The organism is Amycolatopsis sp. CFH S0740 (assembly GCF_004522315.1).
GTDB lineage: Bacteria > Actinomycetota > Actinomycetes > Mycobacteriales > Pseudonocardiaceae > Amycolatopsis > Amycolatopsis nivea.
In genome coordinates this window covers 32,526-58,425 of the sequence record NZ_SDLS01000031.1, presented here as the reverse complement: position 1 = coordinate 58,425, position 25,900 = coordinate 32,526, and the positions used below count along the sequence as shown (strand labels likewise).

The window sequence follows — 25,900 nt, the reverse complement described above, 5'->3', positions numbered from 1 at the left end:
ACGGCGGCAAGTATGCCGTGCTCGGGAATGCCCTGCCCTAAACCGCGCGCGCTCCGTCCTGCCACACTTCCCGAACATTCCCCGCCAGAGCCGGGAAATCGTAAATATCGCCCGAAACGACCACCAGGTCCGCGCGATACCCCGGTGCCAAGCGGCCCAGTTCGGCGTCCTTGCCCAGCAGCCGAGCGGCCGACGACGTGGCGGCGACCAGCACGTCCGCGGGGCTCATCCCGGCCGAGCGCATCAGTTCCAGTTCTTCGAGATTCGTCCCGTGCGGACCGACGCCGCTGTCGGTGCCCATCGCGATCCGGACCCCGGCTTCGACGGCCCGGCGCACCGACTCGAGATGCACTTCCGCGACCTCTTTCGCCTTCTGCACCACCGCATCCGGCAGCGCCGCACCGGCGGCCGCCGCGCGGATGACGTTCACCGGAGCCACCAACGTCGGGACGAGCCAGGTGCCGCGCGCGAGCATGAGCTCGATCGCTTCGTCGTCGAGGTAGATGCCGTGTTCGATCGACCGGATCCCGGCGCGGACGGCGTTCTTGACCCCCTCCGCGCCCTGTGCGTGCGCCATCACCGCCCGCCCCTGCATGGTCGCTTCGGCGACCAGGACGTCCAATTCCTCCGGCGTGAACTGCGAATGCCGAGGATCGTCCCGAGGCGACAGCACGCCGCCGGTGGTGCAGACCTTCAACACGTCCGCCCCGGCGCGCAACAGCGTGCGCGCCACCCGGCGCATCTCGTCGGGGCCGTCGGCCAGCGCGCTCGGACGGCCGGGATGCGGGAGCGACAGCGGGACGCAATGCCCGGACGGCATCCACCCGTCGCCATGCCCGCCCGTCGGGCTGATCAGGCCGATCGCGATTTCCAAGCGGGGGCCGGGAATCAGGCCGTCCGCGACCGCCTGCTTGATGCCGAGATCGGCCCCGGCGGCGTCGCGCACGGTGGTGATGCCGAGCTTCAGCGTGGTCCACAGGTTCCGGGCCGCCTCGTAGAACTGGTACGAGAACGGCTTCTGGACGCGCTGCAGCAACCCGAGGTCGGACACCGTGACGTGCACGTGGCAGTCGAACATCCCGGGCAGCAGCATCGCGCCGGCGCAGTCCACCGCGCGGTCGCCGTCGAGGCCGGTGCCGACCTCGACGATCCGGCCGTCCTCGACCACGACGTCCGCCGGGGCGGGCGCGCTGCCCGTCCCGTCGAACACCGTGCCGCCGGTGAAAAGGGTCCGCGTCATACCGGTTCTCCTGTCTGCACAACGTTTCCGGACCGGGTCACGGCCCGTTCGACGGCTGCCGCGATGGCGAGCACGACCACGTTGACCGCGAGGCCGACCAGCCCGACGTTCACCGTGCCGACGAGCTTGGTGTCCACGAAGGTCAGCCAGATCACCACGACCTCGCCCGCCAGCAGCCCGGCGAACACCGGGACCTTGCCGACCGGGACCTTCTTCAGGAAGCCCAGCAGGTTCGCCGGGGCCAGCTGCACCGAGCCGGAGTAGGTGAGCAGCAGCAGGTTCGCCAGCAGGTCCGGCCGGAAGATGCCGAGCACCAGGGCGAGCGCGCTGGCCAGCACGACCGTCCCGTGGTTGATCCAGAACTGCTTGCGCTCGCTGCGCACCCGGGTGATGTTCCGTGCCACCAGCGAGGAAATGCCGATCAGGATGCCCGCCGCGGGCACCATCGCGGTGGCGGTCGCGGCGACCACCACGAGCCCGGTGACCCAGCCCGGCAGCGCGTCCTTGCTCAAGGTCAGCAGCACGCCGTTCGGGTCGCTTCCCTTGGGCACCACCAGGACCGCCGCGAACCCGATGATCATCGGCAGCAGCAGGCACAGCTCGTACACCGGCATCCAGGTGTAGTTGCGGCGCAGCACCTTCGGGTCGCGCGCGGACATCAGCGCGGGCCAGGTGTGCGGCAGCGTCATCAGCCCGACGCCGATCGCGCTGACCAGCATGCTCGTGATGAACCACGTGTGGTCGTTGGCCCCGGCGTGCACGAACAGCTTCTCCGGATGCAGCTGGTCGATCTTGTGGAAGACCCCGGACACGCCGCCCGCGAAGTGCGCGGGCACCGCGATGATCAGCACCACCAGGACGACGAGCATGATCGCGTCCTTGAAATACGACGTCGCCGCGACGCCGCGCAGCCCGGCCCACAGCACGAACGCGACCACCAGCACGCTGCCCGCGATCATGCTGAGCGTGCCGGACGCGTGGTCGCCGGTCACGAGCCGGACGATCAGCCCGAGCCCGGTGATCTGCAGTTGCAGGTACGGCAGCACGAACACGACGCCGAGGATCGCCGACACGGTGCCCAGCGCGCGGCTCGAATACCGGTCTTCGAGGAAGTCGCCCTGGGTCAGGTAGCCGCGTTCCTTGCCCATCCGCCAGATCCGCTTGGCGAGGAAGAACAGGATCACGTAGGCGATCGGCACGTACGGCAGCGCGTACATCGCGGCCACGCCGCCGGAGAACGCCAGCCCGGCCATGCCGAGGAAGGTGAAGGTCGTGAAGACCTCGCCCGCTTGCAGGAACCACATGGTCAGCGCGCCGAACTTCCGGCCGCCGACGGTCCATTCCGCGAGGTCCGCGGCGGGACGGCGGCGGCCGACGAAGCCGAGCACGCCGATGAGCACGATGCCGGCGAGAGTGAAGGCGAGGATCATCGTCAATCCTCCTCGCCGCTGCGGGACAGCAAGCGTTCCGACAGCAGCAGCGCCGGAGTGAACATGAGACACCAGAACGCGCCCCAGACCATCATCTTCGGCAAGCCCAGCCACAGGCCGGAGGAGTTGACGAAGGGGAGGAACGGCATGAGGACGAGAGCGACTACGGGGACGATCGGGGGGAGGTAGTAGCTGCGCATGCGCACACGCTGCCAGACGGCGCGGCACTCGGCAGGTTAGTTTCATACCGGTTTCGCAGCCCTCGAGCCGCAGCCCGGTTCTACAGCGGGATGGCGTGTTCGGTCGCGTAGTGGTGGATCAGCGACTCAATGGTGCGGCGGAAGGTGTCCTGGCGGCTGTCGCTCAGGGTTGCCGCCAGCTGGCCCAGTTCGGTGTCGATCGCTTCGCGCACCTGGTGCACCACGGCTCGCCCCGCCGAGGTGACCGTGACGTGGACGGCTCGGCGGTTGCCGGGGACCGCGATGCGCTGGACCAAGCCGCGGCGTTCGGCCCGGTCCACCAGCCCGGTGACGCTGGACTTCTCCAGTTCGAGGATCCCGGCCAGTTGCCGCATGCCGATCTCGCGGTCGTCCAGCACGGCGAGCATGCGCAGCTGGGTGACAGACAGGCCTTCGTCCCCGGCCAGGCGGCCCAGCACGGCTTGCACGATGAACGACAGCTGGACGAGAGCGTCGGTGAGGTTCAGCTCCGGCGGCGGGACGTCTGCGGACGGGGAAGCGGTCACGGGACCAGGTTAGCTTGACTTAGTTCGTGACACCAACTATTTTGGCTCGTGTCACCAACAGTCCGTGAGACGAACCGAGGGAAACGCGCTGATGGCAGGCACGAAACGCATTGCTGTCGTCGTGGGCAGCACCCGTCCTTCCCGGATTTGCGGGGATGTCGCGGCCTGGACGCGGGCCCGACTGCAGGAGGACAGCGAACTCGGCTACGGGCTGGTCGACCTCGCGGAGATCGCGTTGCCGTTCCTGGACGAGCCCGTCAAGGCCGCGGCGCAGCAGTACGCACACGAGCACACGCGGGCCTGGAGCGAGCTCGTGCAGAGCTATCACGGGTTCTTTTTCGTGTTCCCGCAATACAATTGGGGCTATCCGGGGGTGCTCAAGAACGCGCTGGACTATCTCTACCGGGAGTGGCGCGATCGGCCCGCGAGCCTGCTCACCTACGGCACCCGCGGCGGCGGGAAGGCCGCCGAGCAGTTCGTCACCGTCCTGCACGGGCTGCACATGCGAGTGCTCGACACACACGTCGAAGCCGTCATCACCGACGCGGACGTGGACGACAACGGACAGCTGCGCGACATCGAAGGAACGCTGCGTCCGAACCGCGCACTGCTGCACAAGATCGACGAAGAACTGACCGAAGCGCTGAGCTGACAATGGCCGGAGGAATGATCATGGCCGAGCAATCACGCCGGGTAGGGTTCATCGGGCTTGGGAGGATGGGCACCGCCATCGCCGGACGCCTGCTCGACGCGGGCTACGACGTCACTGTGTGGAGCCGCAGCGCGGGCAAAGCGGACGAGCTGGCCGCGCGAGGCGCGACCGTGGGCGAAACTCCCGAGGACGCGATCGCCACCGGGACAGTCTTCTCCATGCTGAGCGACGAAGCCGCGGTGCGGCAGGTGTTCACCGCCGAGCGGCTCCGTTCCGCTCCGGAGGGCTTTGTCCACGTCAACCACGCGACGATCAGCCCGGGCGGGGCGCGCGAGTTCGCCGCGCAGGGCGGGCGGTACCTCAGCGCACCGGTGGTCGGCCGTCCGGAAGCCGTGGTGGCCGGGAACCTGACCGTGCTGGTGTCCGGCGCCGCGGACGTCCGGGCCGAAACCGCGCCGATGCTGGCTGCGATCGGACGGCGGGTCTGGGAGTTCGGCGACGCCGTGGACGCCGCGCCGACGGCGAAGATTTCGGTGAACTATCTGATCATTCACGCGTTGCAGGCGCTGTCCGAGTCGATCACCTTGCTGGAGAACGCCGGACTGGACGCCGGCCAGTTCGTCGACATGATCAATGATTCCGTCTTTCCCGGCGCGGTGTACCGAGGCTACGGCGACGCCATCGCCACCAGCAGTTACACGCCGCCGGGGTTCACCGCCGCGCTCGGGCTGAAAGACCTGAAGCTCGCGCTGGACACCGCAGGCGAACTGGGCGTCGAACTGCCCGCCGGACCGGTCCTTCAGGACGTATTCGCCACCGCGGTCGAGCAGGGCGGCGCGGACCTCGACTGGGCGAGCATCGCGGAGGTGACCCGGCGGCGGTCGCACTGAGGAGCGGCCGCTTCGCGGAGGGGCAGACCGCCGAACGATGGAAATTTCCCTGGCACCTGGAGTAACCCTGCTGCCCCCGGAGGCCGTTCCGGAGCCGTCGCCCGGCGCCTCGGCAAGCGCTTGAGCAGCACCGCGCCGGGAATGCACAGGAGCGGGGTGGGGACAACCCCAGCACGAGCCGTCGGGTCTGCTGGTTTCCCGCCGGGGCGCCGCGCCGCAATACTCGCCCGGGTGACCACCGAAAAGCTCGTCCTCCCCTCGCCCCCACGGCCGGGAAGCGACTTCGCCCGGCTCTGCCGCCGGATCACCGACGCCGGTCTGCTCGACCGCCGCCCCGGCTACTACACCGCTCGAATCGCGCTCCTGACCGTGCTGTTCGCGGGAGGCTGGGTCGCGTTCGCGCTGCTCGGCGACTCGTGGTGGCAGCTCGCCGTGGCCGCGTTCCAGGCGTTCATGTTCGGGCAGATCGCCCTGCTTTCGCACGATCTGGCGCACCGGCAGGTGTTCCGGACGCGCCGTCCCGCGGAGATCGCCGGGCGTCTCGCCGGGAACCTCGGCATCGGGATGAGCTACGGGTGGTGGATGGACAAGCACACCCGCCACCACGCCAACCCGAACCACGAGGAGCTGGACCCGGACGTCGACCCGGATGTCCTCGTGTGGTCCCAGCGCCAGGCCCGGGAGGCGCGCGGCGTGCCCCGGTTCATCGGCCGCCACCAGGCGGTGCTGTTCTTCCCGCTGCTCACCCTCGAAGGCCTCAACCTGCACTGGTCCGGCATCCGCGCGGTCGCGCGCCCCGGCCTGCGCCGCCGCGGGCTCGAAGCGGCGCTGCTGTTCACCCACGTCGCGGTCTACCTCGCCGCGCTGTTCATCGTCCTCCCGCCGGGTCTGGCGCTGCTCTTCTTCGCGGTCCACCAGGGACTGTGGGGCGTCTACATGGGTTCGATCTTCGCGCCGAACCACAAGGGCATGCCGACGCTGACCGGCAAGACGGACCTGGACTTCCTGCGCAAGCAGGTGCTCACCTCCCGGAACGTCGCGGGCGGACCGGTGATCGACGTCCTGCTCGGCGGCCTCAACCACCAGATCGAGCACCATCTGTTCCCGAGCATGCCGTCGGTGCACCTGCGCCGCGCCCAGCCGATGGTGCAGGCGTACTGCGCCGAGATCGGCATCCCGTACCTGCGCACCGGGCTGGTGTCCTCCTACCGGCAGACGCTGCGTCACCTGCACGAAGCTGGGGCTCCTCTCAGGAACGCTTCGTAGACTCGGTGGCATGACCTTCCAAGCATTGACTCCGGCGGCCTTCGGCGCGAAGGCCGCCGGAGCTCGTGCTGAGCGGATGCGCCAGTCTCCGCAGTACGCCGACGGCGTCTTCCACAACGCCGCCGCCACGCGCGCGACGCCCTCCTCCCCCGGCGGGCTCGTCCGCGAGTTCCTGTTCGGCGAGGAGCGCACCCGCCGCCGGCCGGGCGGCGAGATCCCGCTGATCTCCTCGCCCGCCGCCTCCGCCGCGGACGGTCTTTTCCTCACCTGGTACGGACATGCGTCCACGCTGGTGGAGATCGACGGTGCCCGCGTGCTGTGCGATCCGGTGTGGGGCGACCGGGTTTCGCCCGCCGCGTTCGCCGGGCCGCGACGGCTGCACGCTCCCCCGGTTTCGCTGCGGGAGCTGGGCAGGCTGGACGCGATCGTGATTTCCCACGACCATTACGACCACCTGGACCTGCCCACCGTCCAATCCTTGATTTCGCTGACCGACGCACCGTTTCTCGTCCCGCTCGGCGTCGGCGCGCATCTCGAACGGTGGCACGTCCCGGCCGCGCGGATCGTCGAACTCGACTGGCACGAGGACGCTTACGTGGCCGGGATCCGGTTCGTCGCCACGCCCGCGCAGCACTTCTCCGGCCGCGGCCTCGCGAACGACAGCACGCTGTGGGCGTCGTGGGTGATCGCCGGTCCGGAGCATCGCGTCTACTACAGCGGCGACACCGGATATTTCCCCGGTTTCGCCGAGATCGGCGCGAAGCACGGCCCGTTCGACGCGACGCTGATCCAGGTCGGCGCGTACGCCCCGCATTGGCCGGACATCCACATGACGCCAGAGGAAGGCGTCGCCGCCCATCTGGACGTGCGCGGCGGGCTGCTGGTCCCGGTGCACTGGGCGACGTTCACGCTGGCCATGCACACCTGGTCGGATCCCGCGGACCGGGTGTGGCGGGAGGCGAAGGCGAACGACCTGCCGCTCGCGATCCCGAAACCCGGGCAGCGGATCGACGCGTCCGCCCCGCCGCCGGTGGACGGATGGTGGCAGACCCTGGGCTGACGGACGGCCGCCCCGTCCGTCAGCGTCCGGATCCCGCCGCGCTGATCCACGCCGTCACGAACGGACCCGATTGGCGCGCCGACGACCTGCTGCGGGCCTCCGAACGGACCCAGCTCCGCGTGATCCGGGCCGGCGGTCCGCCGGATGCGTTGACCGTACTGGGATTGCTCGGCCGCACCGCCCTCGTGCGCCGGTCCGCGCTCGCGTGCCTCCGCTAGACAGCGGCGCGAGTGGACCCGAATTCGATCCGGTGCCGGTGCACGCCGCCGAACATCTTTTCCGGGCTCATCACGGTCTTCATCATCAACGGCATCAGCAGGTCACGCATGATCCGCGCGACCGGCCCCGCCGCCTTGTCGTTGTTGATCTTCGCCGCCCGCGCGATGATCCGCTCGACGCGTTCCCGCCGGGCCGCCTCGTACTGGGCGAAAGCCGTTGCCACGTCCGGAGAATCCCGCAGCGCACGAGCCAGTTCGAGCGAGCTCTCGACCGCCTGCGACGCTCCCTGCCCGGAACTCGGCGACGTCGGATGCGCGGCGTCGCCGACCAGGACGACCCGGCCGCGGTGCCACGTCCGCACCGTCGGGATGTCCTCCAGGACCCCAGGCTGGCCAACGTCTTCCGGCTTCAGCAGGGCGATGATGTCGCGCGCCGGGACGTCGTCCGCGTGCCGTTCGCGCAGCACCGAGAGCCAGTGCTCCGGCGACGCGGTCTTCGCCTCGGCCGGGTCGACGGCGGGGACATTGCTGAACCAGAGAATCTCGTCCGCGTCGATGAAATAGCCGAAGAACGCCCGCTTGCCGAAGGCGAAATACTGGTAGTTCCCGGTGACCGGCAGGCCGGGGTTGCGGATCCAGCCGCCGAGACCGAGCAGTCCGGTGTAGCGCGGAGCAGGTGCTGCCGGGTCCAAAGTGGACCGGACAGCCGACCGGATGCCGTCCGCACCGATCAGCACGTCGCCGGTCGCGGAAGTACCGTCCGCGAAGTGCGCGATCACCTGGTCTGCTTTGTTCTCGACGGACTCCAGCCGCTTGCCGAATTCGACCGTGGTCCCCCGGCCCAGCGCTTCGTCCATCAGCGCGCGGTACAGCCGGTCCCGGCGCAGCAGCAGGCTCGACGGCAGACCCGGCAGCCCGTCGAATCTGCCGACCACCCGGCCTCGGTGATTCTGCATTATCATTCCCGGCACCTCGATGCCGACCGCGGCCACCGCGTCGTCGGCGTCGATCTGCCGCAAAGCGTTGCGGCCGTTGGGAGACAGCGTCAGCGCGCTGCCGACTCCGTCCGCCGACTTCGGGTAAGCCTCGTAGACAACGGCTTCGATTCCCGCTCGCTGCAACGCCATCGCGGCAGTCGCACCGGCGATGCCGCCGCCGATCACTAGTACGTTCATGTTCTCCCCTTGAAATAGGTTTCCCACGCCTGCCGGTAGTCCTCCCCGGCAACCGACTCGGCGAGCCGTTCGACGAAGCCGCGCTCCGCCTCGACCTTCGTCAGCCGGTAGTCCTCCTCGACCAGGAACCACCAGGCGAGCCCCTGCTCCCGCGCGGCGCCGATCGTCGCGCGGATGTCGTCGGCGATCGCGGTGAGCGCGGCCAGCCGCTGCTGGAGCAGCTCCCGCACCTCGTCCGCCGGCAACACCACGAACAGCGACAACGCCGCCCCGAACAGCGGATACTCGGTGGCCGGTTCGGCGACGAGCTCGCGCATCCAGTCGAACAGCTCGAGCCGTCCGGTGGGCGTGATGGCGTAGACGGTCCGCTCCGGACGCGCCGAATCGCGCAGCGTCTCCTGCGCCGCGATGAACCCGGCCTTCTCCAGCTGCCCGACCACCATGTACAGCGAGCTGCGGGTGTACTTGAAATCCCGCTCCTTGCCGTACTCCACGAACCGCCGAGCCATCTCGTACGGATGCATCGGCTCCTCGAGCAAGCCCGCCAGCACGGCCAGCCCGAGCGGATTCCCCACCACGCGTCGCTTCACCCGCGAACTCCTTTAGTCAGGATCGACTATACGCAGAAGAGTAGTCGATGTCGACTATAAGGGCGTGGGGTAGGAAGGAGGCATGAAGCTCAAGCTCGATCTTCACGACATCTACAACCGCGGCGGGGAGATCGACCGGGCGCTGCGCGCGGTCATCGACGAGGCGGTCGCGAAGAAGGCGCCGCTCGTGGAGATCATCCCGGGCAAGGGGTCCGGGCAGCTGAAGAAGCACGTGCTGCGGTTCCTGGAGCGCAAGGACGTGAAAGCGCTCTACCACCGCGTCGAGAAGGACAAAGACAACTTCGGGCGGGTGTTCGTGCACTTCCGCTGGAAGTAGCGCGAACACCCGCGCGGAGTCAGAGCCAGTCGTCCGGCCGGGGCCAGGGCATCAGCGCGGTGAGCGCGTCCGGCACCGGCTCGGTGACCGTGTACTGGCCGCGGTGGAACAGCAGCGGGCGGGCGTCGGATGTCTCGCCCAGCGCGGTCACGCGGCCGACGACGACGTAGTGGTCCCCGGCCGGATGGACCGCCTGCACCGCGCAGTCCACCCAGGTCAGGGCTCCGTCCAGCAACGGCGCACCCGACGGAGCCGGTCGCCAGGACACTCCGGAGAACTTGTCGCCCCCGCGGCGGCCGAACTCGGCGCAGACCGCCTGCTGGTCCTCGGCGAGCACGTTCACCGCGAACGTGCCCGCCGCGGCCAGCGCGGGCCAGGTGCGCGACGTGCGGGCGACGCAGAACAGCACCAGCGGCGGGTCCAGCGACAACGCGGCGAAGGACTGGCAGGCGAAACCCACCGGTCCGGTCGGCGCGACGGCCGAGGAGTCCTCGACGTAGCCGGTCACCACGGTCACTCCGGTGCAGAAGTGGCCCAGCACCTCGCGAAACCGGTCCGGCACGGCGTCGGAGACCGCGGCTGTCATTGCGCGCCCACGGAGAAGTCGTGGCCCCACAACGAAACCGCGGTGCTCTCGCGAGCGATCCACGCCTCGTCCTCGACCTGCCTGCCCTCGCAGCCGAACTCGACGTCGAAGCCGCCGGGGGTCTTCATGTAGAACGACAGCATCAGGTCGTTCACGTGCCGGCCGAGCGTCGCGGACATCGGGACGTTCTTGCGCTTCGCGCGGTCCAGGCACAATCCGACGTCGTCGGTCTCCTCGACCTCCACCATCAGGTGCACGATCCCGCTCGGCGTCGGCATCGGCAGGAACGCCAGGCTGTGGTGCCGCGGATTGCAGCCGAAGAACCGCAGCCACGCCGGGTCGCCGTCGGCCGGGCGGCCGACCATCTGCGGCGGGAGGCGCATCGAATCGCGGAGCCGGAAGCCCAGCACGTCGCGGTAGAACCGCAGCGCGGCCTCGTCGTCGTGGGTCGACAAAACCACGTGGCCGAGGCCCTGCTCGCCGGTCACGAACCGGTGCCCGTACGGGCTCACCACGCGCCGGTGCTGCAGCGCGACGCCGTGGAACACCTCCAGCGTGTTGCCGGACGGATCGGTGAAGCTGATCATCTCCGCGACCCGGCGGTCCGCCAGCTCGTCCGGCGTGCCTTCCTTGTACGGCACCGAAGCCGCGTCGAGGCGGGCGCGGACGTCGTCCAGTTCCGCGGCGTTGGCCGCTTCCCAGCCCGCCTGCGCCAGCCGGTCCTTCTTTCCCGGCACGATCACCAATCGCGCCGGGAAATCGTCCATGCGCAGGTAGAGCGCGTTCGGGTCGGTGCCCGAACCCTCCACCATGCCGAGCACCTTCAGCCCGTAGACGCGCCAGGCGTCCATGTCCGTGGCTTCGATGCGCAGATATCCCAGCGAACGGATAGCCATCACGAACTCCCGAGGAAGTCGAGGGCGAGTCGGTTGAACTCGTCGAACTTCTCCAGCTGCGCCCAGTGCCCGCAGCCGCCGAACACGTGCAGTTGCGCACGCGGAATCGTCTTCAACGCCAGCAGTGCGCCGTCGAGCGGGTTGACCCGGTCCTCCCGGCCCCAGACGAGCAAAACCCGTTGGCGCAGGCGGTAAGCCTCGCGCCACAACATGCCTTCCTCGAAGGAGTCCGGCAGGCTGAACGACTTGCCCATCGCCCGCATCGCGGCGAGCGATTCCGGCGAACGCGCGATCTCGAAGCGTTCGTCGATCAGCTCTTCGGTGACCAGAGCCTGGTCGTGCACCATGATCCGGAGGAACGCTTCCATCCGCTCCCGCGTCGGGTCCCCGGCGAACTTCGACAGCAGCCGCACGCCTTCGGTCGGGTCCGGGGCGAACAGGTTGACGCTCAACCCGCCCGCGCCCATCAGCACCAGCCGTCCCGCGCGTCCCGGATGATTCAGCGCGAGCCGGACCGCCGCGCCCGCGCCGAGCGAATTGCCGACGAGGTGCGCCTTTTCGATGCCGAGCCGGTCCATCAGGCCGACGACCGCGTCCGAGCTGTGCCGGAAGTACTGCGGGTGGTCAGTCGGCTTGTCCGACCGGCCGAACCCCGGCTGGTCGATCGCCAACGTCCGGTAGGACTTCCCGAACACCGGCAGGTTCCGGCCGAAGTTGCTCCACGCCGAAGCGCCGGGGCCGCCGCCGTGCAGCAACAGCACCGTCTCGGCGTTTTCCGCGCCGGACTCGTGGTAGTGCAGGCGAATGCCGCCCGCAGTGTCTACATAGGAACCTTCGGGAGCCATCAGACCATCGCATTCTCAACGGGCAAGCCGAACTCGCCGGTGCCGAACATGACGTACGCGCGCTCCGCGTCGTTCGCCGCGTGCACCCGGCCCGCGTGCGCGTCGCGCCAGAAGCGCTGGATCGGCGTGCCCCGCTGCAGCGCGCGGCCGCCGGAGTTCTCGAAAAGCCGGTCGATCGCGGAGATCGCCCGCTCGGTGCCGCGCACCTGGTCCCGGCGCACCCGCAACCGCGTGCTGAACGGCAGCTTCTCGCCCTTGCAGGCCAGCTGGTACAGCTCGTCGATGTTGTGCGTCAGCTGCAGCCAGGCCGCGTCGATCTCGCTGCCCGCTTCGGCGATCCGCACCTTCGAGAACGGGTCCTCTTTGGACTGTTCGCCCGCGTACGCCGCCCGCACCCGCTTGCCCTGGTGCTCCACGTGCGCGTCGTACGCGCCCTGCGCCATCCCGATGATCGGCGCGGTGATGGTGCTCGGGTGCACGGAACCGTACGGCAGCCGGTACAGCGGGCCAGGATTGACTTCCTGGCCCGGGGTCTTGCACTTCGACGTCGCCATGAAGCTCAGCGCGCGGTGCTTCGGCACGAAAACGTCCTCGACGACGATGTCGTTGGACCCGGTGCCGCGCAGCCCGACCGTGTCCCAGACGTCCACAATGGAGTAGTCCGAGATCGGCACGAGATAGGTGCAGAAGTCCACCGGCTTGCCGTCGGCGAACGCCGGCCCGCCCAGCAGCACCCACGTGCAGTGGTCGCTTCCGGACGAGAAGCTCCATCGCCCGGACAGCCGGTAGCCGCCCTCGACGACGGTCGCCTTGCCCATCGGCGCGTACGAAGAAGAAATCCGCACGTCGTGGTCCTCGCCCCACACGTCCGCCTGGGCTTGCGCGTCGAACAACGCGACGTGCCACGGGTGCACGCCGAGAATCGACGCGACCCAGCCGGTGGACCCGCAGGCGCTCGCGATGAGCTTGACCGCGGTGTAGAAGGTGACCGGGTCGGCTTCCAAGCCGCCGTACGGTTTCGGTTGCAGCAGGCGGAAAAATCCGGTCTCCTGCAGCGCTTTCACTGATTCGGCGGGGATCCGACGGGCATCCTCGGTCTCCTGTGCGCGTTCCCGCAGCACGGGAAGCAGGTCGCGCACCCCCGCGATCACGGCAGCCAGCTCGCTCATCGGCCGTCCTCTCTCGCTCGACACGCTCAAGACTAGAACACGTTCTCGTTTTTGTCGACGCGGTCCGCCCCGCGCGCGCCGTGCAACCCTGCCCGGCGGCCGGAAAACACGCAGTCAGCCAGCGAAAGGCCGCTCACATACGACCTGGAACAGATTCCCACCGCGGTGCGTCCGGCAGCGTAGAGACCGCGGACGCCGGCCACCGCGCCGGTGTCCTCGTCGACCACCAGGCCGCCCAGCGTCAGCATCGGGCACGGGTAGCCGAGGTTGGGTTTCACCGACACGTCGATCAGCGAATACGGCGGCGTGTCCAGCGGGCGCGCGAAGTCCGCCGGTTTGCCCGCCGGATCGGGTCCGCGCTGGTACTCGGCGTACGTCGCCGCCAGCCCGTCCGGATCGATTCCGGCGCGCGCGGCCACTTCCTCGATCGTCCCGGCGGTCACCCGGCCCTTGCCGAGCAGATACCGGAGCTGCAGCGTCGCGAACCACTGGCCTTGTTTCCGCCCGTCGCGCCGGGCTTCGGCGACGATCGGCTCGTCGACCAGCAGCCAGCCGCGTCCGCCGTGCTCGGCGATCATGCGCTCGCCGATCGCCGCGCCGTACCGGGATTCGTCGATGATCCGGCGGCCGTCCGCGCCCACCAGGAGTCCGCCGAGAAACGCCGACGGCGGCGTCAGGAACCGCCACGCCGACACCCGGTCCAGCTCCGCTGTGCGCCCGCCGACCTCCACGCCCATCCGGATGCCGGAACCGTCGTCGGCGGAAGTTCCCAGATCGAGCCCGCCGCGGTACGCGGGCGCGTGCTCGCGCACCATCGCCCGGTTCACGATGAAGCCGCCCGCAGCCAGCACTACCCCTCGGCGTGCGCTGATCCGCAGCTCACGCGCGTGCTTGCGTTCAATCCGTTCCACCCGCTGATGCAGCGACCGGCGCATCGCGGGCACGTAGATCCCGGGCTTCGCCGCCCAATCCGCGAGCCGCGCGTGCCGCGCCCGCACCCACGAAGGCGCGTCCCGCAAACTGTGGGTGAGCACCCCGGTCACCGTGCCCGAGTCGTCGGTGATCAGGTTCATCGCCTGCGTCTGCGGCAGCACGCGCACGCCGCGCTCGCGAGCCGCCGCCAGCAACTGCTTCATCAGCAGCTTCCCGGACGTGCCCGGCCCCTTGACCCGGTGTCCGCGCGGCGCGGGTTTCGCCACGTCGCGGAAGCCGCCGGACAGTTCGCTGCCGGAGTAGTACAGATAGTGCTTGTTGCTGGGATACGACGTCTTGTAGTCGCACATGCTGCCCTCGAACGGCACACCCTGCCGCTCCAGCCACGCGACCATGTCGACGCTTTCCTCGCAGAACCGCCGCAACGTCCGCTCCGACACGACGTCGCCGGTTTCCATCCGCAAGTACGCGTACATCGCGTCCACGCTGTCGTCGACGCCTGCGGCGCGTTGCTGCGGCGTCCCTCCCCCGGCGTAGACCACGCCGCCGCTCACGCGACTGGCCCCGCCACCGGAAAACCGGTCCACGAGGAGCACGCTGGCGCCCGCGTCGGCCGCTTCGATGGCCGCGCACACACCGGCCGCGCCGGCTCCGATGATCACGACGTCCGCCCCGAGCTCGTCCATAGTCCGCCACCCTAGAACTGGAACACGTTCTCGTCTATGGTGACGGAAGTGGCCCCGAGCAGGCCAGCTTTAGCCGATAACACGTTGCATGTGAGGTGGCATGTCGGACGAGTACGACGTGGTGGTGGCCGGCAGCGGCGCCGCCGGGATGACCGCCGCGCTCGCCGCCGCCCATCGCGGGCTTTCCGTGGTGGTGCTGGAAAAGGCAGCCTGCTTCGGCGGTTCGACCGCCCGCTCCGGCGGGGGCGTCTGGCTGCCCGGCAACCACGCGCTGCGGGCCGCGGGCATCGAAGAACCACCCGAACGCGCGAGGCAGTACCTGGAGTCGATCGTCGGCGACGTCGTTCCGGAGCACCTGCGCACGACCTTCCTCGACCACGGCCCCGAGGTGCTCGAGTTCGTCACCCGGAACACTCCGCTGGAGTTCAAGTGGGTGCCCGGGTACAGCGATTACCACCCGGAGGCGCCCGGCGGACGTCCCGGCGGCCGGTCGGTCGAGCCGAAGCCGCTCGACGGCAAACTGCTCGGCAGCGACCTGGCACAGCTCGAACCGCCGTACAGCGCGCCGCCGCTCGGCGTGCCGATCACCCAGTCGGACTACCGCTGGCTGAGCCTGATCGCCCGGCATCCGCGCGGCTTCGCCCGGATGCTGTCGCTCGGGATGAAATGGCTGGTCGGACGCGTCCGCGGACAGCAGCCGCTGTCCATGGGGCAAGCGCTTGCGGCCGGGCTGCGGAAAGGCCTGCGGGACGCGGGCGTCGAGGTTCTGCTGGACACGCCGCTGGTCGATCTGCAGGTGGAGAACGACGTCGTCACCGGCATCGTGGCCCGGCGAGACGGCGAGGAGAAGCTGTTCCGCGCGCGGCGCGGTGTGGTGCTGGCCTGCGGCGGTTTCGAGCACAACGAAGAGATGCGCATCAAGTACCAGCGCGCGCCGATCGGCACCGAATGGACCGTCGGCGCGGAGGCGAACACCGGCGACGGCATCAACGCCGGGCTCAAGCTCGGCGCGGCGACCGACCTGATGGACGACGCCTGGTGGGGCCCGTCGTTCCCGCTCACCGGCGGCCCGTGGTTCGCGCTCGCCGAGCGCTCGCGGCCCGGCTGCCTGATGGTCGACGCCGCCGGTACCCGGTTCGTGAACGAATCCGCGCCGTATGTCGAGGCTGTGCACGCGATGTACGGCGACGGCGACGGCCCGGGCAAGCACGTCCCCGCGTGGCTGGTGTTCGACCAGCGCTACCGCGACCGCTACCTGTTCACCGGCCTCGGCCCTCGGCAGCCGCTGCCCGGGCGCTGGTACAAGGCCGGGATCGTGGCGAAGTCCGCGACGCTGGCCGGGCTCGCCGAGAAGATCGACGTGCCCGCCGACGCGCTGGAGCAGACCGTCACGCGGTTCAACGGCTTCGCGCGCAAGGGCGTCGACGAAGACTTCCAGCGCGGGCTCAGCGCCTACGACCACTACTACGGCGACCCGCGCAACCGCCCCAACCCGAGCCTCGGCGAACTCGCCAAGGCCCCGTACTACGCGGTCCGGGTGGTGCCCGGCGACCTGGGCACCAAGGGCGGGCTGCGGATTGACGAGAACGCCCGCGTCCTGCGCGAGGACGGCACGGTCGTGCCCGGCCTCTACGCGGCGGGCAACACCAGCGCGCCGGTGATGGGCCGGACCTACGCCGGGCCGGGCGCGACCATCGGCCCCGCGATGGTTTTCGGCTACCTTGCGGCACAGGCGCTGGCGAACGAAGATCAGACCGGCACGGGAGGCAGGCAGTGACGCCGAAGACCGATGGATCCGAGATCCGCACGATCGACGCCGGGGCGCCCCCGGCGCGGTACGCCCGCGGCTGGCACTGCCTCGGGCTCGCGGACAGCTTCCGCGACGGCAAGCCGCACGCAGTGCAAGCGTTCGGCACCAAGCTCGTCGTGTTCGCGGACACCGCGGGCAAGCTGAACGTGCTCGACGGGTACTGCCGGCACATGGGCGGCGACCTCACCCAGGGTTCGGTGAAGGGCGACGAGATCGCCTGCCCGTTCCACGACTGGCGGTGGGGCGGCAACGGCAAGTGCAAGTCGATCCCCTACGCCAAGCGGGTCCCGCTGCGGGCGCGCACCCGGGCGTGGCAGGTGCTGGAGGAGAACAAGCAGCTGTTCGTCTGGCACGACCCGGAGGGCAACCCGCCGCCGGAGAACGTCGTGATCCCGCGCGTCGAGGGCGCGTTCAGCGACGAGTGGAGCAACTGGACCTGGGACTCGATCCTGATCGAGAACGCCAACTGCCGCGAGATCATCGACAACGTGGTGGACATGGCGCACTTCTTCTACATCCACTACGCCTTCCCCACGTATTTCAAGAACGTGTTCGAGGGCCACATCGCGACCCAGTACCTCAACACCAAGGGCCGCCCGGACATGGGCATGGCGTCCAATTACGGCGGCGAGGAAAACCTGCTGCGCTCGGAGGCGTCGTACTTCGGCCCCTCCTACATGATCAACTGGCTGGTGAACTCGTTCCAGGGCTTCGAAATCGAGAACGTGCTGATCAACTGCCACTATCCGGTTTCGCCGACGTCGTTCGTGCTGCAGTGGGGCATCATGGTCAAGAAGATGCCCGGCATTTCCGACGAGCACGCGGACAAGATCGCGCAGAAGCTCGCGAAGGGCATCGGCGTCGGCTTCCTGCAGGACGTGGAGATCTGGAAGAACAAGACCAAGATCGACAATCCGCTGCTGTGCGAGGAGGACGGCCCGGTCTACCAGCTGCGCCGCTGGTACGACCAGTTCTACGTGGACGCCGCGGACGTCACCGAGGACATGACGCGCCGGTTCGAGTTCGAAGTGGACACTACGAAGGCGAACGAGGTGTGGGCGGCCGAGGTGCAGGAGAACCTGGCGCGCCAGCGCGCGGAGGCCGAGGCGGAGGAGGCTGGGGTGTGACGGCCGAAGCGACCGAATTCCTCACCTCCGGGCTGCGGCCGCACGAGTGCCGCAGCTGCGGGACCTGTGTGCTGGTCAAGAAAAACAGCCTGAAGCACACCAGCATCCAGTGGACCACCGACGCCTCGACCAGCTGTCCGGTGTTCGCCGCGCATGCCGCTTCCGGCGGCACCACTGCGTTGCTGGACACCTGCGAGAAACTCGCGGACAGCATCGACAGCGCGGTGCGCGACGGCGACTTCGGACCGGTGCGCAATGGCTGAGGTCGTCACGCTCACCGTCGCCGAGGTGATCGAGGAAACCGCGGACGCCCGGTCCATTGTGTTCACCGTCCCAGACGAGCATGTGGAGCGGTTCGCGTACTCCCCCGGGCAATTCCTCACGCTGCGGATTCCCAGCGACCAAACGGGTTCGGTCGCGCGGTGCTATTCGCTTTCGAGCGCGCCGCACGAGGGCCGGGTGCAGGTCACGGTCAAGCGGACTGCCGACGGATACGGCTCGAATTGGGTTTGCGACGAACTGCGGGCGGGCGCGACGATCGACGTGCTGCGGCCGTCCGGCGTGTTCTGCCCGTCCTCTTTGGACTCCGATTTCCTGTTGTTCGCCGCGGGCAGCGGGATCACGCCGGTGATGTCGATTCTCAAGTCCGCGCTGGAAAAGGGCGCCGGACAGGTGGTGCTGGTCTACGCGAACCGCGACGAGCAGTCGGTGATTTTCGCCGCCGAACTGCGCGAACTGGCCGAGCGGTTCGGCGAGCGGCTCACCGTGGTGCATTGGCTGGAAAGCTTGCAGGGCTTGCCGACCGTCACCGCGTTGCGAGCGCTTGCCAAGCCTTACGTGGGGCACGAAGCGTTCCTCTGCGGCCCAGCGCCGTTCATGGCCGCCGCACAGGACGCGTTGCGCGAACTCGGCACGCCGCGGGAACGTGTGCACGTGGAGAAGTTCCACTCGCTCACCGGGAATCCGTTCGCGGACGAGCCCGAACCCGTAGACGACACAGCGGACGAAGGCGGCGAGACGACCGCGCTCACCGTCGACCTCGACGGCGAGACCCGGCAGCTGTCCTGGCCGCGGCAGCGGAAGCTGCTCGACCACCTGCTCGCCGAGGGCCTCGACGCGCCGTACTCCTGCCGCGAAGGGCAGTGCAGCGCGTGCGCGTGCCGCATCGTCTCCGGCGAGGTGAAAATGCTGAACAACGAGGTGCTGGACGCCGAGGACATCGCCGACGGGATCGTGCTGGCCTGCCAGTCGGTACCGTTGACCGACGAGGTGTCCGTCAGCTACGAGTGAGTGGAGAGCCCGTGCCCATCGACCCCGCGGTCGCGATCGGAGCCGATCTCGGCGAGGTCAATTTCGCCTGGACGCCGTCCGACGTGCTGCTGTACCACCTGGCCGTCGGCGCGGGTGCGGACCCGGTGGACGAGCGCGAACTGCGCTACACCTACGAGCGAGACCTGCGCGTGCTGCCGACCTTCGCCACCGTCGCGGCGAATCTCCGCACCTTCGAACCGCCCGCGCTCAAGTTCCCCGGCGTCGACGTCGACCTGGCGAAAGTGCTGCACGGCAAGCAGGAGATCGAACTGCACCGGCCGATCCCGGTCGAGGGCAAGGCGGTCGCGCGGACCCGGATCGCCGACGTCTTCGACAAGGGCAAGGCCGCGGTGCTGGTGCAGGAGACCGAGGTCGCCGACGAGTCCGGCGCTCCACTGTGGACAGCCCGGTCCAGCATCTTCGCCCGCGGCGAGGGCGGCTTCGGCGGCGAACGCGGACCGTCGGACAAGATCGAGTGGCCCGACCGCGAGCCGGACGCCGTGCTCGACGTGCCGACGCTGCCGCAGCAGGCGCTGTTGTACCGGCTGTGCGGCGACCGCAACCCGCTGCATGCCGACCCCGCGTTCGCCAAGGCCGCCGGGTTCGACCGGCCGATCCTGCACGGGCTGTGCACGTACGGCGTGGTCGCGAAGGCTGTGGTCGACGCGTTCCTCGACGGCGACCCCGAGCGCGTCTCGGCATTCGGGACGAAGTTCGCCGGCGTCGTCTTCCCCGGCGAAAACCTGCGCGTGCGCGTGTGGCGCGAAACCGGACGTCTGCTGGTCACGACCACCGCGCCGGAGCGCGACGACGCGCCTGTGCTGGCCGACACAGTGCTGCGGTCCCGCTGAGCGTCGGGACCGTTATACGGTTGTCCCATGGCGGACGAGCGAGACGGCACCTTCTTCGTGGTGCGCGGGCCAGTCGAGCCGGGCGACAAGCGCGGCCGTGAGCTGGGCTTCCCCACCGCGAACATCGCGCTGCGCGACCAGCGCGGCGAACTCGGCGACGGGGTGTGGGCCGGCTGGGCGGAACGCGCGGACGGCACGCGCGTGGCCGCCGCGGTGTCCGTGGGCCGCCGCCCAACCTACTACGGAGCCGACGGCTACCGCCTGGTCGAGGCCTTCCTGCTCGACTTCGAGGGCGACCTGTACGGCGAACGCCTCACCGTCTGGCTCGGCAAGCACCTGCGGGACCAGGAGGCTTACGGCTCCGCGCAGGAACTGATCGACGCGCTGGGACGCGACGTCGCCGCCGCTCGCGAATGGGTCGCCGCGCATCCGGCCGACGCGCTGCCGACGCTGGCCGACCTGCCGCCGGACGGGGAAGTCCAGCGGCTCGGCTGAGTCATCACGGCCGGGCTGAATCCCGACGGCCGGGCTGAGTCACACGCCAGCGAGCAGCATGACGCCCATGCCCGCGCCCATCGCCGCCCGGCACAGCGTGCGCGACGCGTGCCCCGGCGCCGCCGTGCCGCGCGACCGCAGCGCCACCACGCCCGAACGGGCCGCGTCGAGCGCGAAGTAGACCGCAGCCACCAGCGCGACCACCGGCCATGCCAGTCGGGTGTCCATTGTGGACATCGTGAGCCACGGCCCGTGCACCATCCCGCCGTGCGGCATCGCCGTGACCATGTACAGCATCGCCGCCGCCGACAATGCGTGGTGCACACAGCCGTGCCCCTCGGCCCGGCCTCGCCAGGCGGAGACGGCGAACCAGCCCGCGGTCAGCACCAGCACCGCCTGCCAGCCCGCGGCCGGGATCGGGCCGCCGACCGGCGACAGCATCGCGACCATCGCCACCACCAGCAGCAGTTCGGCGAGGTCCCCGTTGCGCACCCGGTGGCCGAGGCTGACGTAATCGAGTCTCACCAGCCGCAGCACGCACGGCAGTGCCAGCAACGCGAACAGCACGGTGAACAGCCACGCCAGCGGCACAGTCACCTCGGCACCTCACACTTCGGACACGCTGCGTCACACGGTCCTCACTACCGTGACACGCGCGAGAAGGAGGCACCAGCCAGCAATGAGGTGATCCGCGTTGACCCACAAGGGTTATGCGCGCACCGGCAAGCGCAGGTCAGACCCGCTCTCGTGAGTGTTCATGCCGGTTCTAACCGGCATCGCCACGCACGAGGTCATGAGGCCTGAGTCAACACCAGTCCGCTCGTCGGGACGCCAGTCCCCGCCGTGACCACCGCCGTACCGGCACCGGAGACCTGGTTGGCCGCCGTTCCGCGCAGCTGCCGGACCGCCTCCGCGATGCCGTTCATGCCGTGGATGTACGCCTCGCCGAGCTGGCCGCCGTGCGGGTTGAGCGGCAGTTTCCCGTCGAGGGTCAGCGTGTCGCCCGCGATGAAGTCCTTCGCCTCGCCACGACCGCAGAACCCCAGTTCCTCAAGCTGCATCAACACGTACGGGGTGAAATGGTCGTACAGCACCGCTACGTCCACATCGGACGGTCCGATCCCGGATTGCGCCCACAGCTGCCGTCCGACCACGCCCATTTCCGGCAGCGCGGCGAGATCGTCACGGTAGTAGCTGGTCATCACGTACTGGTCCGGCCCGCTACCCTGCGCCGCCGCCGAGACCACCACCGGCGCCTGCCGCAGGTCCCGCGCCCGCTCGAGACTGGTGATCACGAGCGCGACACCGCCGTCGCTCTCCTGGCAGCAATCGAGCAGGTGCAACGGTTCCGCGACCCAGCGCGACGCCTGGTGCTCCTCCAGCGTGATCGGCCTGCCGTGGAACCAGGCGTTCGGATTCGTCGCCGCGTGCGCTCGGTCGATGACCGCGATCTTGCCGAAATCCTCGCTGGTGGCCCCGTATTCGTGCAGATACCGCTGGGCGACCATGGCCACCGTCGCGGCCGGGGTCGCGATGCCCATCGGATAGTGGAACGCGTTGTCCACTCCGGACGTGTTCACCTGCTGGGCCGCGGCCGCCGACACGCGCCCGAAGCGCATTCCGGAGCGCTCGTTGAACGCCCGGTACGCCACCACGACGTCGGCGATCCCGCTGGCGACCGCCATCGCCGCCTGCTGCACGGTCGCCGCCGCCGCGCCGCCGCCGTAATGCACGCGGCTGAAGAACGTCAGCTCCGGGATGCCCAGTTCGCGGGCGAGCGCGATTTCCGCGTTGCCGTCCATCGTGAACGACACCATTCCGTCCACATCGGACGGTTTCAGCCCGGCGTCCGCCAGCGCGTGGCTGACGCATTCGGCGGCCAGCCGCAGTTCGCTGCGTCCGGAGTCCTTGGAGAACTCCGTCGCGCCGATCCCGGCGATGGCGGTGGTCCCGGTGAACGTCATGCGTCCTCCTCCGGCAGCGTCAGCGAAACCGTGCCGGTCACGTGCGCACCTAGACTGTCCACAGCGGACACTTCGAGTTCGACCTCGTTGCCGTCGCGGGCGGTGACCCGGCCGGAGAAAGTGAGCGTGTCCCCGGCATAGCAGGGCACGCCGAGCCGGATCTTGATCGAGCGGATGAGCGCCTGCGGACCGGCCCACTCGCTCACGTATCGCTGCACCAAGCCGGTGTCGGTCAGGATATTGAGGAAGATGTCCTTCGATCCGCGTGCGACGGCGGCGTCGCGATCGTGGTGCACGTCCTGGAAATCCCGGGTCGCCAGCGCGGTGCTGATGACGAACGTCGGCGTCGCGTCGAGCACCATCGGCGGCAGTTCGGTCCCGACCGCGGCAGTCATCGCGCCACCTTCCACGCGGGCAGGGTCAATTCGTCGTCGACGCGCACGAACGCGGCGACGACCGGGAGTCCGATGCGGACCTCGTCCGGATCGGCGTCCAGCAGTTCGGCCATCACCCGCACGCCTTCCTCCAGTTCGACGAGCGCGACCACGAACGGCAGCCGCTTGCCCGGCACCGCCGGATGGTGGTGCACGACGAAGCTGTACACGGTTCCGCGTCCGCTCGCGACGACGTAGTCCGGCACCGTGTCGAGCGATCCGTCCGGCGGCATCGGGCCGGGCGGATGCCGCAGGACGTCGCCCCACCGCTGGATGCGCAGTTCGCCTTCACGGAGACCGTCCCAGAAGAACTTCGTGTCGTGGCTGATCACCGGCCGCAGCACCGGCGACGGCGGCGGTTCCGGTTCGCGCGGGCGGAACTTCAGCACGCGGAACACCATGTCCGCCACCAGTTCCCCGTCGACGTACCAGTTCGTCCGGGTGGTCACGAACCAGCCCTCGCCGAGCCCGGTGCGCTTCGGGCCGGTGACGTCCTCCAGCGTGTTCGTGGTCGAAACGTGCTCGCCGGGCCGCAGGTAGCGGTGGTAGGTCTGCTCGGAGTTGGTGGCCACAATGGACGTGTACCCGGCGTCGTCGAGCACCTTGAGGATCAACCCGAGCGGGTCGTCGTCCCCGCGCACGCCGTGCAGCCCCGGCATCGTCCACACCTGCGCCATCGCCGGCGGCGCGACGAGTCCCTTGTGGACACTCGTTGCGGCGAAGTCCGCGTCGGTGTAGACCGGGTTGGCGTCGCCGATCGCCTCGACCCAGTTGTGCACCGTCGCCTGGTTCACCGGATCGCGCGCGTACCTCGGCGCGCTTTCGCCCTGTGCGGCGATTTTCGCGGCGGCTTCCTCGATCGTCATCGCGGCACCCTCGGCAGTTTCAGTCCGGCGGAGGCGATCAGTTCGCGCTGGATCTCGCTGACGCCTCCGCCGAACGTCAGCACCAGGTTCCGTTTCGCCAGCACGTCGAGCCATTCGGCGAGTTCCGCGGTATCCGGGTCGGCGAGATCGCCGTGCCGCCCGACCAGTTCCTCCAGCAGCCTCCCGATCCGCTGGATTCGCTCGGAGGCGAACACCTTCGTCGCCGAAGCGTCGGCGATCTCGACCGACCCGTGCGCCGCTGCCGCCGCGACCTGCCAGTTCAGCAGTTCGTTGACCCGTGCGACCGCGAACGTCTCAGCCAGCACCGCGCGCACGTCCGGAAGGTCGAGCAACGCCGCGCCGTCCGGGGTCCGGCGCGCCGCCGCCCACGCCCACACCCGGTCGTGCAGGCCGCCGATGCGCCCGGCCGGGCCGAGCATCACGCGCTCGTGGTTGAGCTGCGTCGTGATCAGCCGCCAGCCGCGGTTTTCCTCGCCCACCAGCATGTTCGCCGGCACCCGGACGTCCTCGTAGAACGTCGCGTTGACGTGGTGCGCGCCGTCGCAGGTGATGATCGGCGTCCACGAATAGCCGGGATCGCGGGTGTCCACGATGAGGATCGAGATGCCCTTGTGCTTCGGCGCGTCCGGATCCGTGCGCACGGCGAGCCACACGTAGTCCGCGTCGTGGCCGCCGGTGGTGAAGATTTTCTGGCCGTTGATCACGTAATCGTCGCCGTCGCGGACCGCACGCGTGCGCAGCGACGCGAGGTCCGTCCCAGCCTCCGGTTCGGTGTACCCGATGGCGAAATGCACTTCCCCGGCCAGGATTTTCGGCAGGAACAAGGCTTTCTGCTCCTCGGTGCCAAACGCCTGCAGCGTCGGCCCGACCGTCTGCAACGTCACCGACGGCAACTGGACGTCCGCGCGGGCGGCTTCGTCGACGAAGATGTGCTGCTCGATCTCGCCGAAACCGCCGCCGCCGTACTCCTTGGGCCAGCCGACGCCGAGCTTCCCGTCGCGGCCCATCCGGCGCACGACGTCGCGGTACACCTGCCCGTGCCGCTCCCGCAGCAACGCGCGGCGCTCGTCGGCGGTCAGCAGGCCCGCGAAGTACTCGCGCAGCTGCGCCCGCAGTTCTTGTTGCGCGGCCGTCAGTTCGATGTGCATGCTCATCCCGCCACTCGTTCGCCCAGCCGGCCGAGCCGGTGCGCCGCTCCCCCGACCGCGCGGCCGAGGTCCTTCACCGCCGACGAATACCGATGCAGCGGATAAGTGCGGTCGACGCCGACGCCGCCGTGCAAGTGATGACAGATCGCGAGCGCGGACGGCGCTTCCTCGGTCAGCCAGTACGCCGCGATGTCCAGCTCGGTGTCCGCGTCCAATCCGGACGCCAGCCGCCACACCGCCGACACCGCGGCCAGATGCACGGTGCGGGAAGCGACGTAGACGTCCGCGATTTGCTGTGCCACCGCTTGGAAAGTCGCCAGCGGACGGCCGAATTGCGTGCGCTCGCCGACGTGCTGGGCAGTTAACGCCAGGGCTCCGGCAAGCAGTCCGTCGCCGAGCGCGAGCGCTCCCGCTAACGCGTAGCGGTGCAGCGTCTGCAGTGCATGCCCTGCCGTGCGGTCACGCAAGAAATCCGCTTCGCTCACCCGCGCGCCGTCGAACCGCACGGTGTACTCCGGCATGCCCGTCGCGTTGTACGCAGGCAGGACTTCGACCCCGTCAGCGCGCGGATCCACCAACGCGACGCCGGTGCCTCCCGGCAACGCGATCGGCGTGAGAATCCGCTCCGCCTCCGCGGCGTACGGCACGTGCGTCTTGACGCCGGTCACCGCCCACGCGCCGTCCGCCGCCGCACCGCTGGTCCCGGGGATGGAGGTCAGCGGTGCGGACGGCTCGTGCAAGGCAGCAGTGAGAATGGTCTCCCCCGCCGCCGCGGGCGGCAGGAACTCAGCGCGCTGCGCCGGGGTGCCGAGCGCCTCGACCGGCAGGATCCCGAGCGCCAGCACGGCGTACGCGGGCACCGCCGCCGCGGCCCGGCCCACCTCGGTGAGCACGGGGGCCACGTGGTCGACGCCGAGCCCGTCACCCCCGAGGTCGGCGGGCAGGGGCAGCGCGAGCAGTCCCGCGTCGGCCAGCGCTCGCCACTGGTCCGCGGGCTCGTCGGCCTTCCCGAGCACTTGCGCGGCGAGCGAGGTGATCTCGCTCTGCGTATCGTCGGGGGTGAAGTCCACTCCGGTCTCCCTCCACCTATGTGGAACACGTTCTATTTTTAGCCGGAATGGGCTGGCTCGGCAACCCCCGGGACCGGGGCCCGAG

General features: G+C 69.4%; 29 protein-coding genes. 12 read left to right on the top strand and 17 right to left on the bottom strand.

Annotation, left to right across the window (positions count from 1 at the left end):
- Nucleotides 1-37: 37 nt before the first annotated feature.
- The 4 genes from EIZ45_RS36840 to EIZ45_RS36825 form a co-directional block, all read right to left on the bottom strand.
- Complete coding sequence (locus EIZ45_RS36840; protein WP_134668194.1) at nt 38-1,240, bottom strand: amidohydrolase family protein; 1,203 nt, start codon at nt 1,238-1,240, stop codon at nt 38-40.
- Nucleotides 1,237-2,670 (bottom strand): sodium:solute symporter, encoded by a 1,434-nt coding sequence (locus EIZ45_RS36835; RefSeq protein WP_051171808.1) that lies wholly within the window; start codon nt 2,668-2,670, stop codon nt 1,237-1,239. The genes EIZ45_RS36840 and EIZ45_RS36835 overlap by 4 nt, the downstream gene beginning before the upstream one ends.
- Nucleotides 2,671-2,672: 2 nt before the next feature.
- On the bottom strand, nt 2,673-2,870 hold the full coding sequence (locus EIZ45_RS36830; RefSeq protein ID WP_037713222.1) for a hypothetical protein: 198 nt from the start codon (nt 2,868-2,870) through the stop codon (nt 2,673-2,675).
- A gap of 80 nt (nt 2,871-2,950) precedes the next feature.
- Entirely contained in the window at nt 2,951-3,415 is a 465-nt protein-coding gene (locus EIZ45_RS36825; protein WP_134668195.1) for a MarR family winged helix-turn-helix transcriptional regulator, read from the bottom strand.
- Between the two features lie 91 nt (nt 3,416-3,506).
- On the opposite strand from EIZ45_RS36825, the gene EIZ45_RS36820 reads away from it, so the two are divergent.
- The 5 genes from EIZ45_RS36820 to EIZ45_RS36800 all read left to right on the top strand — a co-directional run bounded on the left by EIZ45_RS36820 (nt 3,507) and on the right by EIZ45_RS36800 (nt 7,501).
- Nucleotides 3,507-4,067, top strand: coding sequence for an NADPH-dependent FMN reductase (locus tag EIZ45_RS36820; protein ID WP_134668196.1), 561 nt, complete (start codon nt 3,507-3,509; stop codon nt 4,065-4,067).
- A gap of 20 nt (nt 4,068-4,087) precedes the next feature.
- Nucleotides 4,088-4,957: an NAD(P)-dependent oxidoreductase gene (locus EIZ45_RS36815; RefSeq protein ID WP_134668197.1), complete on the top strand. Its 870-nt coding sequence runs from the start codon at nt 4,088-4,090 to the stop codon at nt 4,955-4,957.
- A gap of 231 nt (nt 4,958-5,188) precedes the next feature.
- The gene (locus tag EIZ45_RS36810) at nt 5,189-6,223 is read left to right on the top strand and encodes an acyl-CoA desaturase (RefSeq protein ID WP_134668198.1); all 1,035 of its coding nucleotides are present in this window, start codon (nt 5,189-5,191) and stop codon (nt 6,221-6,223) included.
- A 10-nt stretch (nt 6,224-6,233) separates the two neighbouring features.
- Entirely contained in the window at nt 6,234-7,283 is a 1,050-nt protein-coding gene (locus EIZ45_RS36805; RefSeq protein ID WP_134668199.1) for an MBL fold metallo-hydrolase, read from the top strand.
- Entirely contained in the window at nt 7,262-7,501 is a 240-nt protein-coding gene (locus EIZ45_RS36800; RefSeq protein ID WP_037809972.1) for a hypothetical protein, read from the top strand. Before EIZ45_RS36805 ends, EIZ45_RS36800 begins: the two co-directional genes overlap by 22 nt.
- Here EIZ45_RS36800 and EIZ45_RS36795 read toward each other — a convergent pair.
- Both EIZ45_RS36795 and EIZ45_RS36790 read right to left on the bottom strand, forming a co-directional pair.
- The gene (locus EIZ45_RS36795) at nt 7,498-8,676 is read right to left on the bottom strand and encodes an NAD(P)/FAD-dependent oxidoreductase (protein ID WP_205670242.1); all 1,179 of its coding nucleotides are present in this window, start codon (nt 8,674-8,676) and stop codon (nt 7,498-7,500) included. The two genes, EIZ45_RS36800 and EIZ45_RS36795, sit on opposite strands and share 4 nt — an antisense overlap.
- Nucleotides 8,673-9,266 carry a PadR family transcriptional regulator gene (locus tag EIZ45_RS36790; RefSeq protein ID WP_134668201.1) on the bottom strand — a complete coding sequence of 198 codons (594 nt, stop codon included), beginning with the start codon at nt 9,264-9,266 and terminating at the stop codon, nt 8,673-8,675. The genes EIZ45_RS36795 and EIZ45_RS36790 overlap by 4 nt, the downstream gene beginning before the upstream one ends.
- A gap of 82 nt (nt 9,267-9,348) precedes the next feature.
- Here EIZ45_RS36790 and EIZ45_RS36785 point away from each other — a divergent pair, with 82 nt between their 5' ends.
- On the top strand, nt 9,349-9,603 hold the full coding sequence (locus EIZ45_RS36785; protein ID WP_009075408.1) for a Smr/MutS family protein: 255 nt from the start codon (nt 9,349-9,351) through the stop codon (nt 9,601-9,603).
- Between the two features lie 19 nt (nt 9,604-9,622).
- On the opposite strand, the gene hsaB is transcribed toward EIZ45_RS36785, so the two are convergent.
- From hsaB to EIZ45_RS36760, 5 genes are read right to left on the bottom strand one after another with little or no spacing between them, the layout of a single operon-like run.
- Nucleotides 9,623-10,189 (bottom strand): 3-hydroxy-9,10-secoandrosta-1,3,5(10)-triene-9,17-dione monooxygenase reductase subunit, encoded by a 567-nt coding sequence (gene hsaB / locus EIZ45_RS36780; protein WP_037809967.1) that lies wholly within the window; start codon nt 10,187-10,189, stop codon nt 9,623-9,625.
- The gene (gene hsaC / locus EIZ45_RS36775) at nt 10,186-11,085 is read right to left on the bottom strand and encodes an iron-dependent extradiol dioxygenase HsaC (protein ID WP_134668202.1); all 900 of its coding nucleotides are present in this window, start codon (nt 11,083-11,085) and stop codon (nt 10,186-10,188) included. Before hsaC ends, hsaB begins: the two co-directional genes overlap by 4 nt.
- Nucleotides 11,085-11,930, bottom strand: coding sequence for a 4,5:9,10-diseco-3-hydroxy-5,9,17-trioxoandrosta-1(10),2-diene-4-oate hydrolase (hsaD, locus tag EIZ45_RS36770; RefSeq protein ID WP_205670243.1), 846 nt, complete (start codon nt 11,928-11,930; stop codon nt 11,085-11,087). Before hsaD ends, hsaC begins: the two co-directional genes overlap by 1 nt.
- Entirely contained in the window at nt 11,930-13,099 is a 1,170-nt protein-coding gene (gene hsaA / locus EIZ45_RS36765) for a 3-hydroxy-9,10-secoandrosta-1,3,5(10)-triene-9,17-dione monooxygenase oxygenase subunit (RefSeq protein ID WP_043829213.1), read from the bottom strand. The genes hsaD and hsaA overlap by 1 nt, the downstream gene beginning before the upstream one ends.
- 32 nt (nt 13,100-13,131) lie before the next feature.
- Nucleotides 13,132-14,718, bottom strand: a complete 1,587-nt coding sequence (locus tag EIZ45_RS36760) for an FAD-binding protein (protein WP_037809961.1) — start codon at nt 14,716-14,718, stop codon at nt 13,132-13,134.
- A gap of 100 nt (nt 14,719-14,818) precedes the next feature.
- Here EIZ45_RS36760 and kstD point away from each other — a divergent pair, with 100 nt between their 5' ends.
- The 6 genes from kstD to EIZ45_RS36730 are packed head-to-tail and all read left to right on the top strand — an operon-like array spanning nt 14,819 to nt 20,312.
- A complete protein-coding gene (gene kstD, locus EIZ45_RS36755; RefSeq protein ID WP_134668204.1) occupies nt 14,819-16,495 on the top strand; it encodes a 3-oxosteroid 1-dehydrogenase in 1,677 nt (558 codons plus the stop codon).
- Nucleotides 16,492-17,655, top strand: a complete 1,164-nt coding sequence (locus EIZ45_RS36750; protein ID WP_134668205.1) for a Rieske 2Fe-2S domain-containing protein — start codon at nt 16,492-16,494, stop codon at nt 17,653-17,655. The genes kstD and EIZ45_RS36750 overlap by 4 nt, the downstream gene beginning before the upstream one ends.
- Nucleotides 17,652-17,918 carry a hypothetical protein gene (locus EIZ45_RS36745; protein WP_037809957.1) on the top strand — a complete coding sequence of 89 codons (267 nt, stop codon included), beginning with the start codon at nt 17,652-17,654 and terminating at the stop codon, nt 17,916-17,918. The genes EIZ45_RS36750 and EIZ45_RS36745 overlap by 4 nt, the downstream gene beginning before the upstream one ends.
- Nucleotides 17,911-18,945 carry a ferredoxin--NADP reductase gene (locus EIZ45_RS36740; protein WP_134668206.1) on the top strand — a complete coding sequence of 345 codons (1,035 nt, stop codon included), beginning with the start codon at nt 17,911-17,913 and terminating at the stop codon, nt 18,943-18,945. Before EIZ45_RS36745 ends, EIZ45_RS36740 begins: the two co-directional genes overlap by 8 nt.
- A gap of 11 nt (nt 18,946-18,956) precedes the next feature.
- Entirely contained in the window at nt 18,957-19,817 is an 861-nt protein-coding gene (locus tag EIZ45_RS36735; protein ID WP_134668207.1) for a MaoC/PaaZ C-terminal domain-containing protein, read from the top strand.
- A 27-nt stretch (nt 19,818-19,844) separates the two neighbouring features.
- Nucleotides 19,845-20,312 (top strand): riboflavin kinase, encoded by a 468-nt coding sequence (locus EIZ45_RS36730; protein ID WP_134668208.1) that lies wholly within the window; start codon nt 19,845-19,847, stop codon nt 20,310-20,312.
- Between the two features lie 39 nt (nt 20,313-20,351).
- Here EIZ45_RS36730 and EIZ45_RS36725 read toward each other — a convergent pair whose 3' ends face one another.
- The 6 genes from EIZ45_RS36725 to EIZ45_RS36700 form a co-directional block, all read right to left on the bottom strand.
- Complete coding sequence (locus tag EIZ45_RS36725) at nt 20,352-20,909, bottom strand: DUF5134 domain-containing protein (RefSeq protein ID WP_167756668.1); 558 nt, start codon at nt 20,907-20,909, stop codon at nt 20,352-20,354.
- A 194-nt stretch (nt 20,910-21,103) separates the two neighbouring features.
- Nucleotides 21,104-22,276: a lipid-transfer protein gene (locus EIZ45_RS36720; RefSeq protein WP_043829197.1), complete on the bottom strand. Its 1,173-nt coding sequence runs from the start codon at nt 22,274-22,276 to the stop codon at nt 21,104-21,106.
- Nucleotides 22,273-22,671, bottom strand: coding sequence for a MaoC family dehydratase (locus EIZ45_RS36715; protein WP_134668209.1), 399 nt, complete (start codon nt 22,669-22,671; stop codon nt 22,273-22,275). The genes EIZ45_RS36720 and EIZ45_RS36715 overlap by 4 nt, the downstream gene beginning before the upstream one ends.
- Nucleotides 22,668-23,576, bottom strand: coding sequence for a bifunctional MaoC family dehydratase N-terminal/OB-fold nucleic acid binding domain-containing protein (locus EIZ45_RS36710; protein WP_134668210.1), 909 nt, complete (start codon nt 23,574-23,576; stop codon nt 22,668-22,670). The genes EIZ45_RS36715 and EIZ45_RS36710 overlap by 4 nt, the downstream gene beginning before the upstream one ends.
- Nucleotides 23,573-24,745: an acyl-CoA dehydrogenase family protein gene (locus tag EIZ45_RS36705; RefSeq protein WP_134668234.1), complete on the bottom strand. Its 1,173-nt coding sequence runs from the start codon at nt 24,743-24,745 to the stop codon at nt 23,573-23,575. The genes EIZ45_RS36710 and EIZ45_RS36705 overlap by 4 nt, the downstream gene beginning before the upstream one ends.
- Before the next feature lie 2 nt (nt 24,746-24,747).
- Nucleotides 24,748-25,815, bottom strand: coding sequence for an acyl-CoA dehydrogenase family protein (locus tag EIZ45_RS36700; protein ID WP_134668211.1), 1,068 nt, complete (start codon nt 25,813-25,815; stop codon nt 24,748-24,750).
- Nucleotides 25,816-25,900 lie beyond the last annotated feature (85 nt).

What these genes read in the sequence shown, in the direction of transcription:
- EIZ45_RS36805 (WP_134668199.1), top strand. Translation starts at nt 6,234, where the DNA reads ATGACCTTCCAAGCATTGACTCCGGCGGCCTTCGGCGCGAAGGCCGCC.
- EIZ45_RS36710 (WP_134668210.1), bottom strand. Translation starts at nt 23,576, where the DNA reads ATGACGATCGAGGAAGCCGCCGCGAAAATCGCCGCACAGGGCGAAAGC.
- EIZ45_RS36720 (WP_043829197.1), bottom strand. Translation starts at nt 22,276, where the DNA reads ATGACGTTCACCGGGACCACCGCCATCGCCGGGATCGGCGCGACGGAG.
- hsaA (WP_043829213.1), bottom strand. Translation starts at nt 13,099, where the DNA reads ATGAGCGAGCTGGCTGCCGTGATCGCGGGGGTGCGCGACCTGCTTCCC.
- hsaB (WP_037809967.1), bottom strand. Translation starts at nt 10,189, where the DNA reads ATGACAGCCGCGGTCTCCGACGCCGTGCCGGACCGGTTTCGCGAGGTG.
- EIZ45_RS36795 (WP_205670242.1), bottom strand. Translation starts at nt 8,676, where the DNA reads ATGAACGTACTAGTGATCGGCGGCGGCATCGCCGGTGCGACTGCCGCG.
- EIZ45_RS36800 (WP_037809972.1), top strand. Translation starts at nt 7,262, where the DNA reads ATGGTGGCAGACCCTGGGCTGACGGACGGCCGCCCCGTCCGTCAGCGT.
- EIZ45_RS36730 (WP_134668208.1), top strand. Translation starts at nt 19,845, where the DNA reads ATGGCGGACGAGCGAGACGGCACCTTCTTCGTGGTGCGCGGGCCAGTC.
- EIZ45_RS36840 (WP_134668194.1), bottom strand. Translation starts at nt 1,240, where the DNA reads ATGACGCGGACCCTTTTCACCGGCGGCACGGTGTTCGACGGGACGGGC.
- hsaD (WP_205670243.1), bottom strand. Translation starts at nt 11,930, where the DNA reads ATGGCTCCCGAAGGTTCCTATGTAGACACTGCGGGCGGCATTCGCCTG.
- EIZ45_RS36715 (WP_134668209.1), bottom strand. Translation starts at nt 22,671, where the DNA reads ATGACTGCCGCGGTCGGGACCGAACTGCCGCCGATGGTGCTCGACGCG.
- EIZ45_RS36835 (WP_051171808.1), bottom strand. Translation starts at nt 2,670, where the DNA reads ATGATCCTCGCCTTCACTCTCGCCGGCATCGTGCTCATCGGCGTGCTC.
- EIZ45_RS36760 (WP_037809961.1), bottom strand. Translation starts at nt 14,718, where the DNA reads ATGGACGAGCTCGGGGCGGACGTCGTGATCATCGGAGCCGGCGCGGCC.
- EIZ45_RS36705 (WP_134668234.1), bottom strand. Translation starts at nt 24,745, where the DNA reads ATGCACATCGAACTGACGGCCGCGCAACAAGAACTGCGGGCGCAGCTG.
- EIZ45_RS36830 (WP_037713222.1), bottom strand. Translation starts at nt 2,870, where the DNA reads ATGCGCAGCTACTACCTCCCCCCGATCGTCCCCGTAGTCGCTCTCGTC.
- EIZ45_RS36740 (WP_134668206.1), top strand. Translation starts at nt 17,911, where the DNA reads ATGGCTGAGGTCGTCACGCTCACCGTCGCCGAGGTGATCGAGGAAACC.
- hsaC (WP_134668202.1), bottom strand. Translation starts at nt 11,085, where the DNA reads ATGGCTATCCGTTCGCTGGGATATCTGCGCATCGAAGCCACGGACATG.
- EIZ45_RS36785 (WP_009075408.1), top strand. Translation starts at nt 9,349, where the DNA reads ATGAAGCTCAAGCTCGATCTTCACGACATCTACAACCGCGGCGGGGAG.
- kstD (WP_134668204.1), top strand. Translation starts at nt 14,819, where the DNA reads ATGTCGGACGAGTACGACGTGGTGGTGGCCGGCAGCGGCGCCGCCGGG.
- EIZ45_RS36815 (WP_134668197.1), top strand. Translation starts at nt 4,088, where the DNA reads ATGGCCGAGCAATCACGCCGGGTAGGGTTCATCGGGCTTGGGAGGATG.
- EIZ45_RS36820 (WP_134668196.1), top strand. Translation starts at nt 3,507, where the DNA reads ATGGCAGGCACGAAACGCATTGCTGTCGTCGTGGGCAGCACCCGTCCT.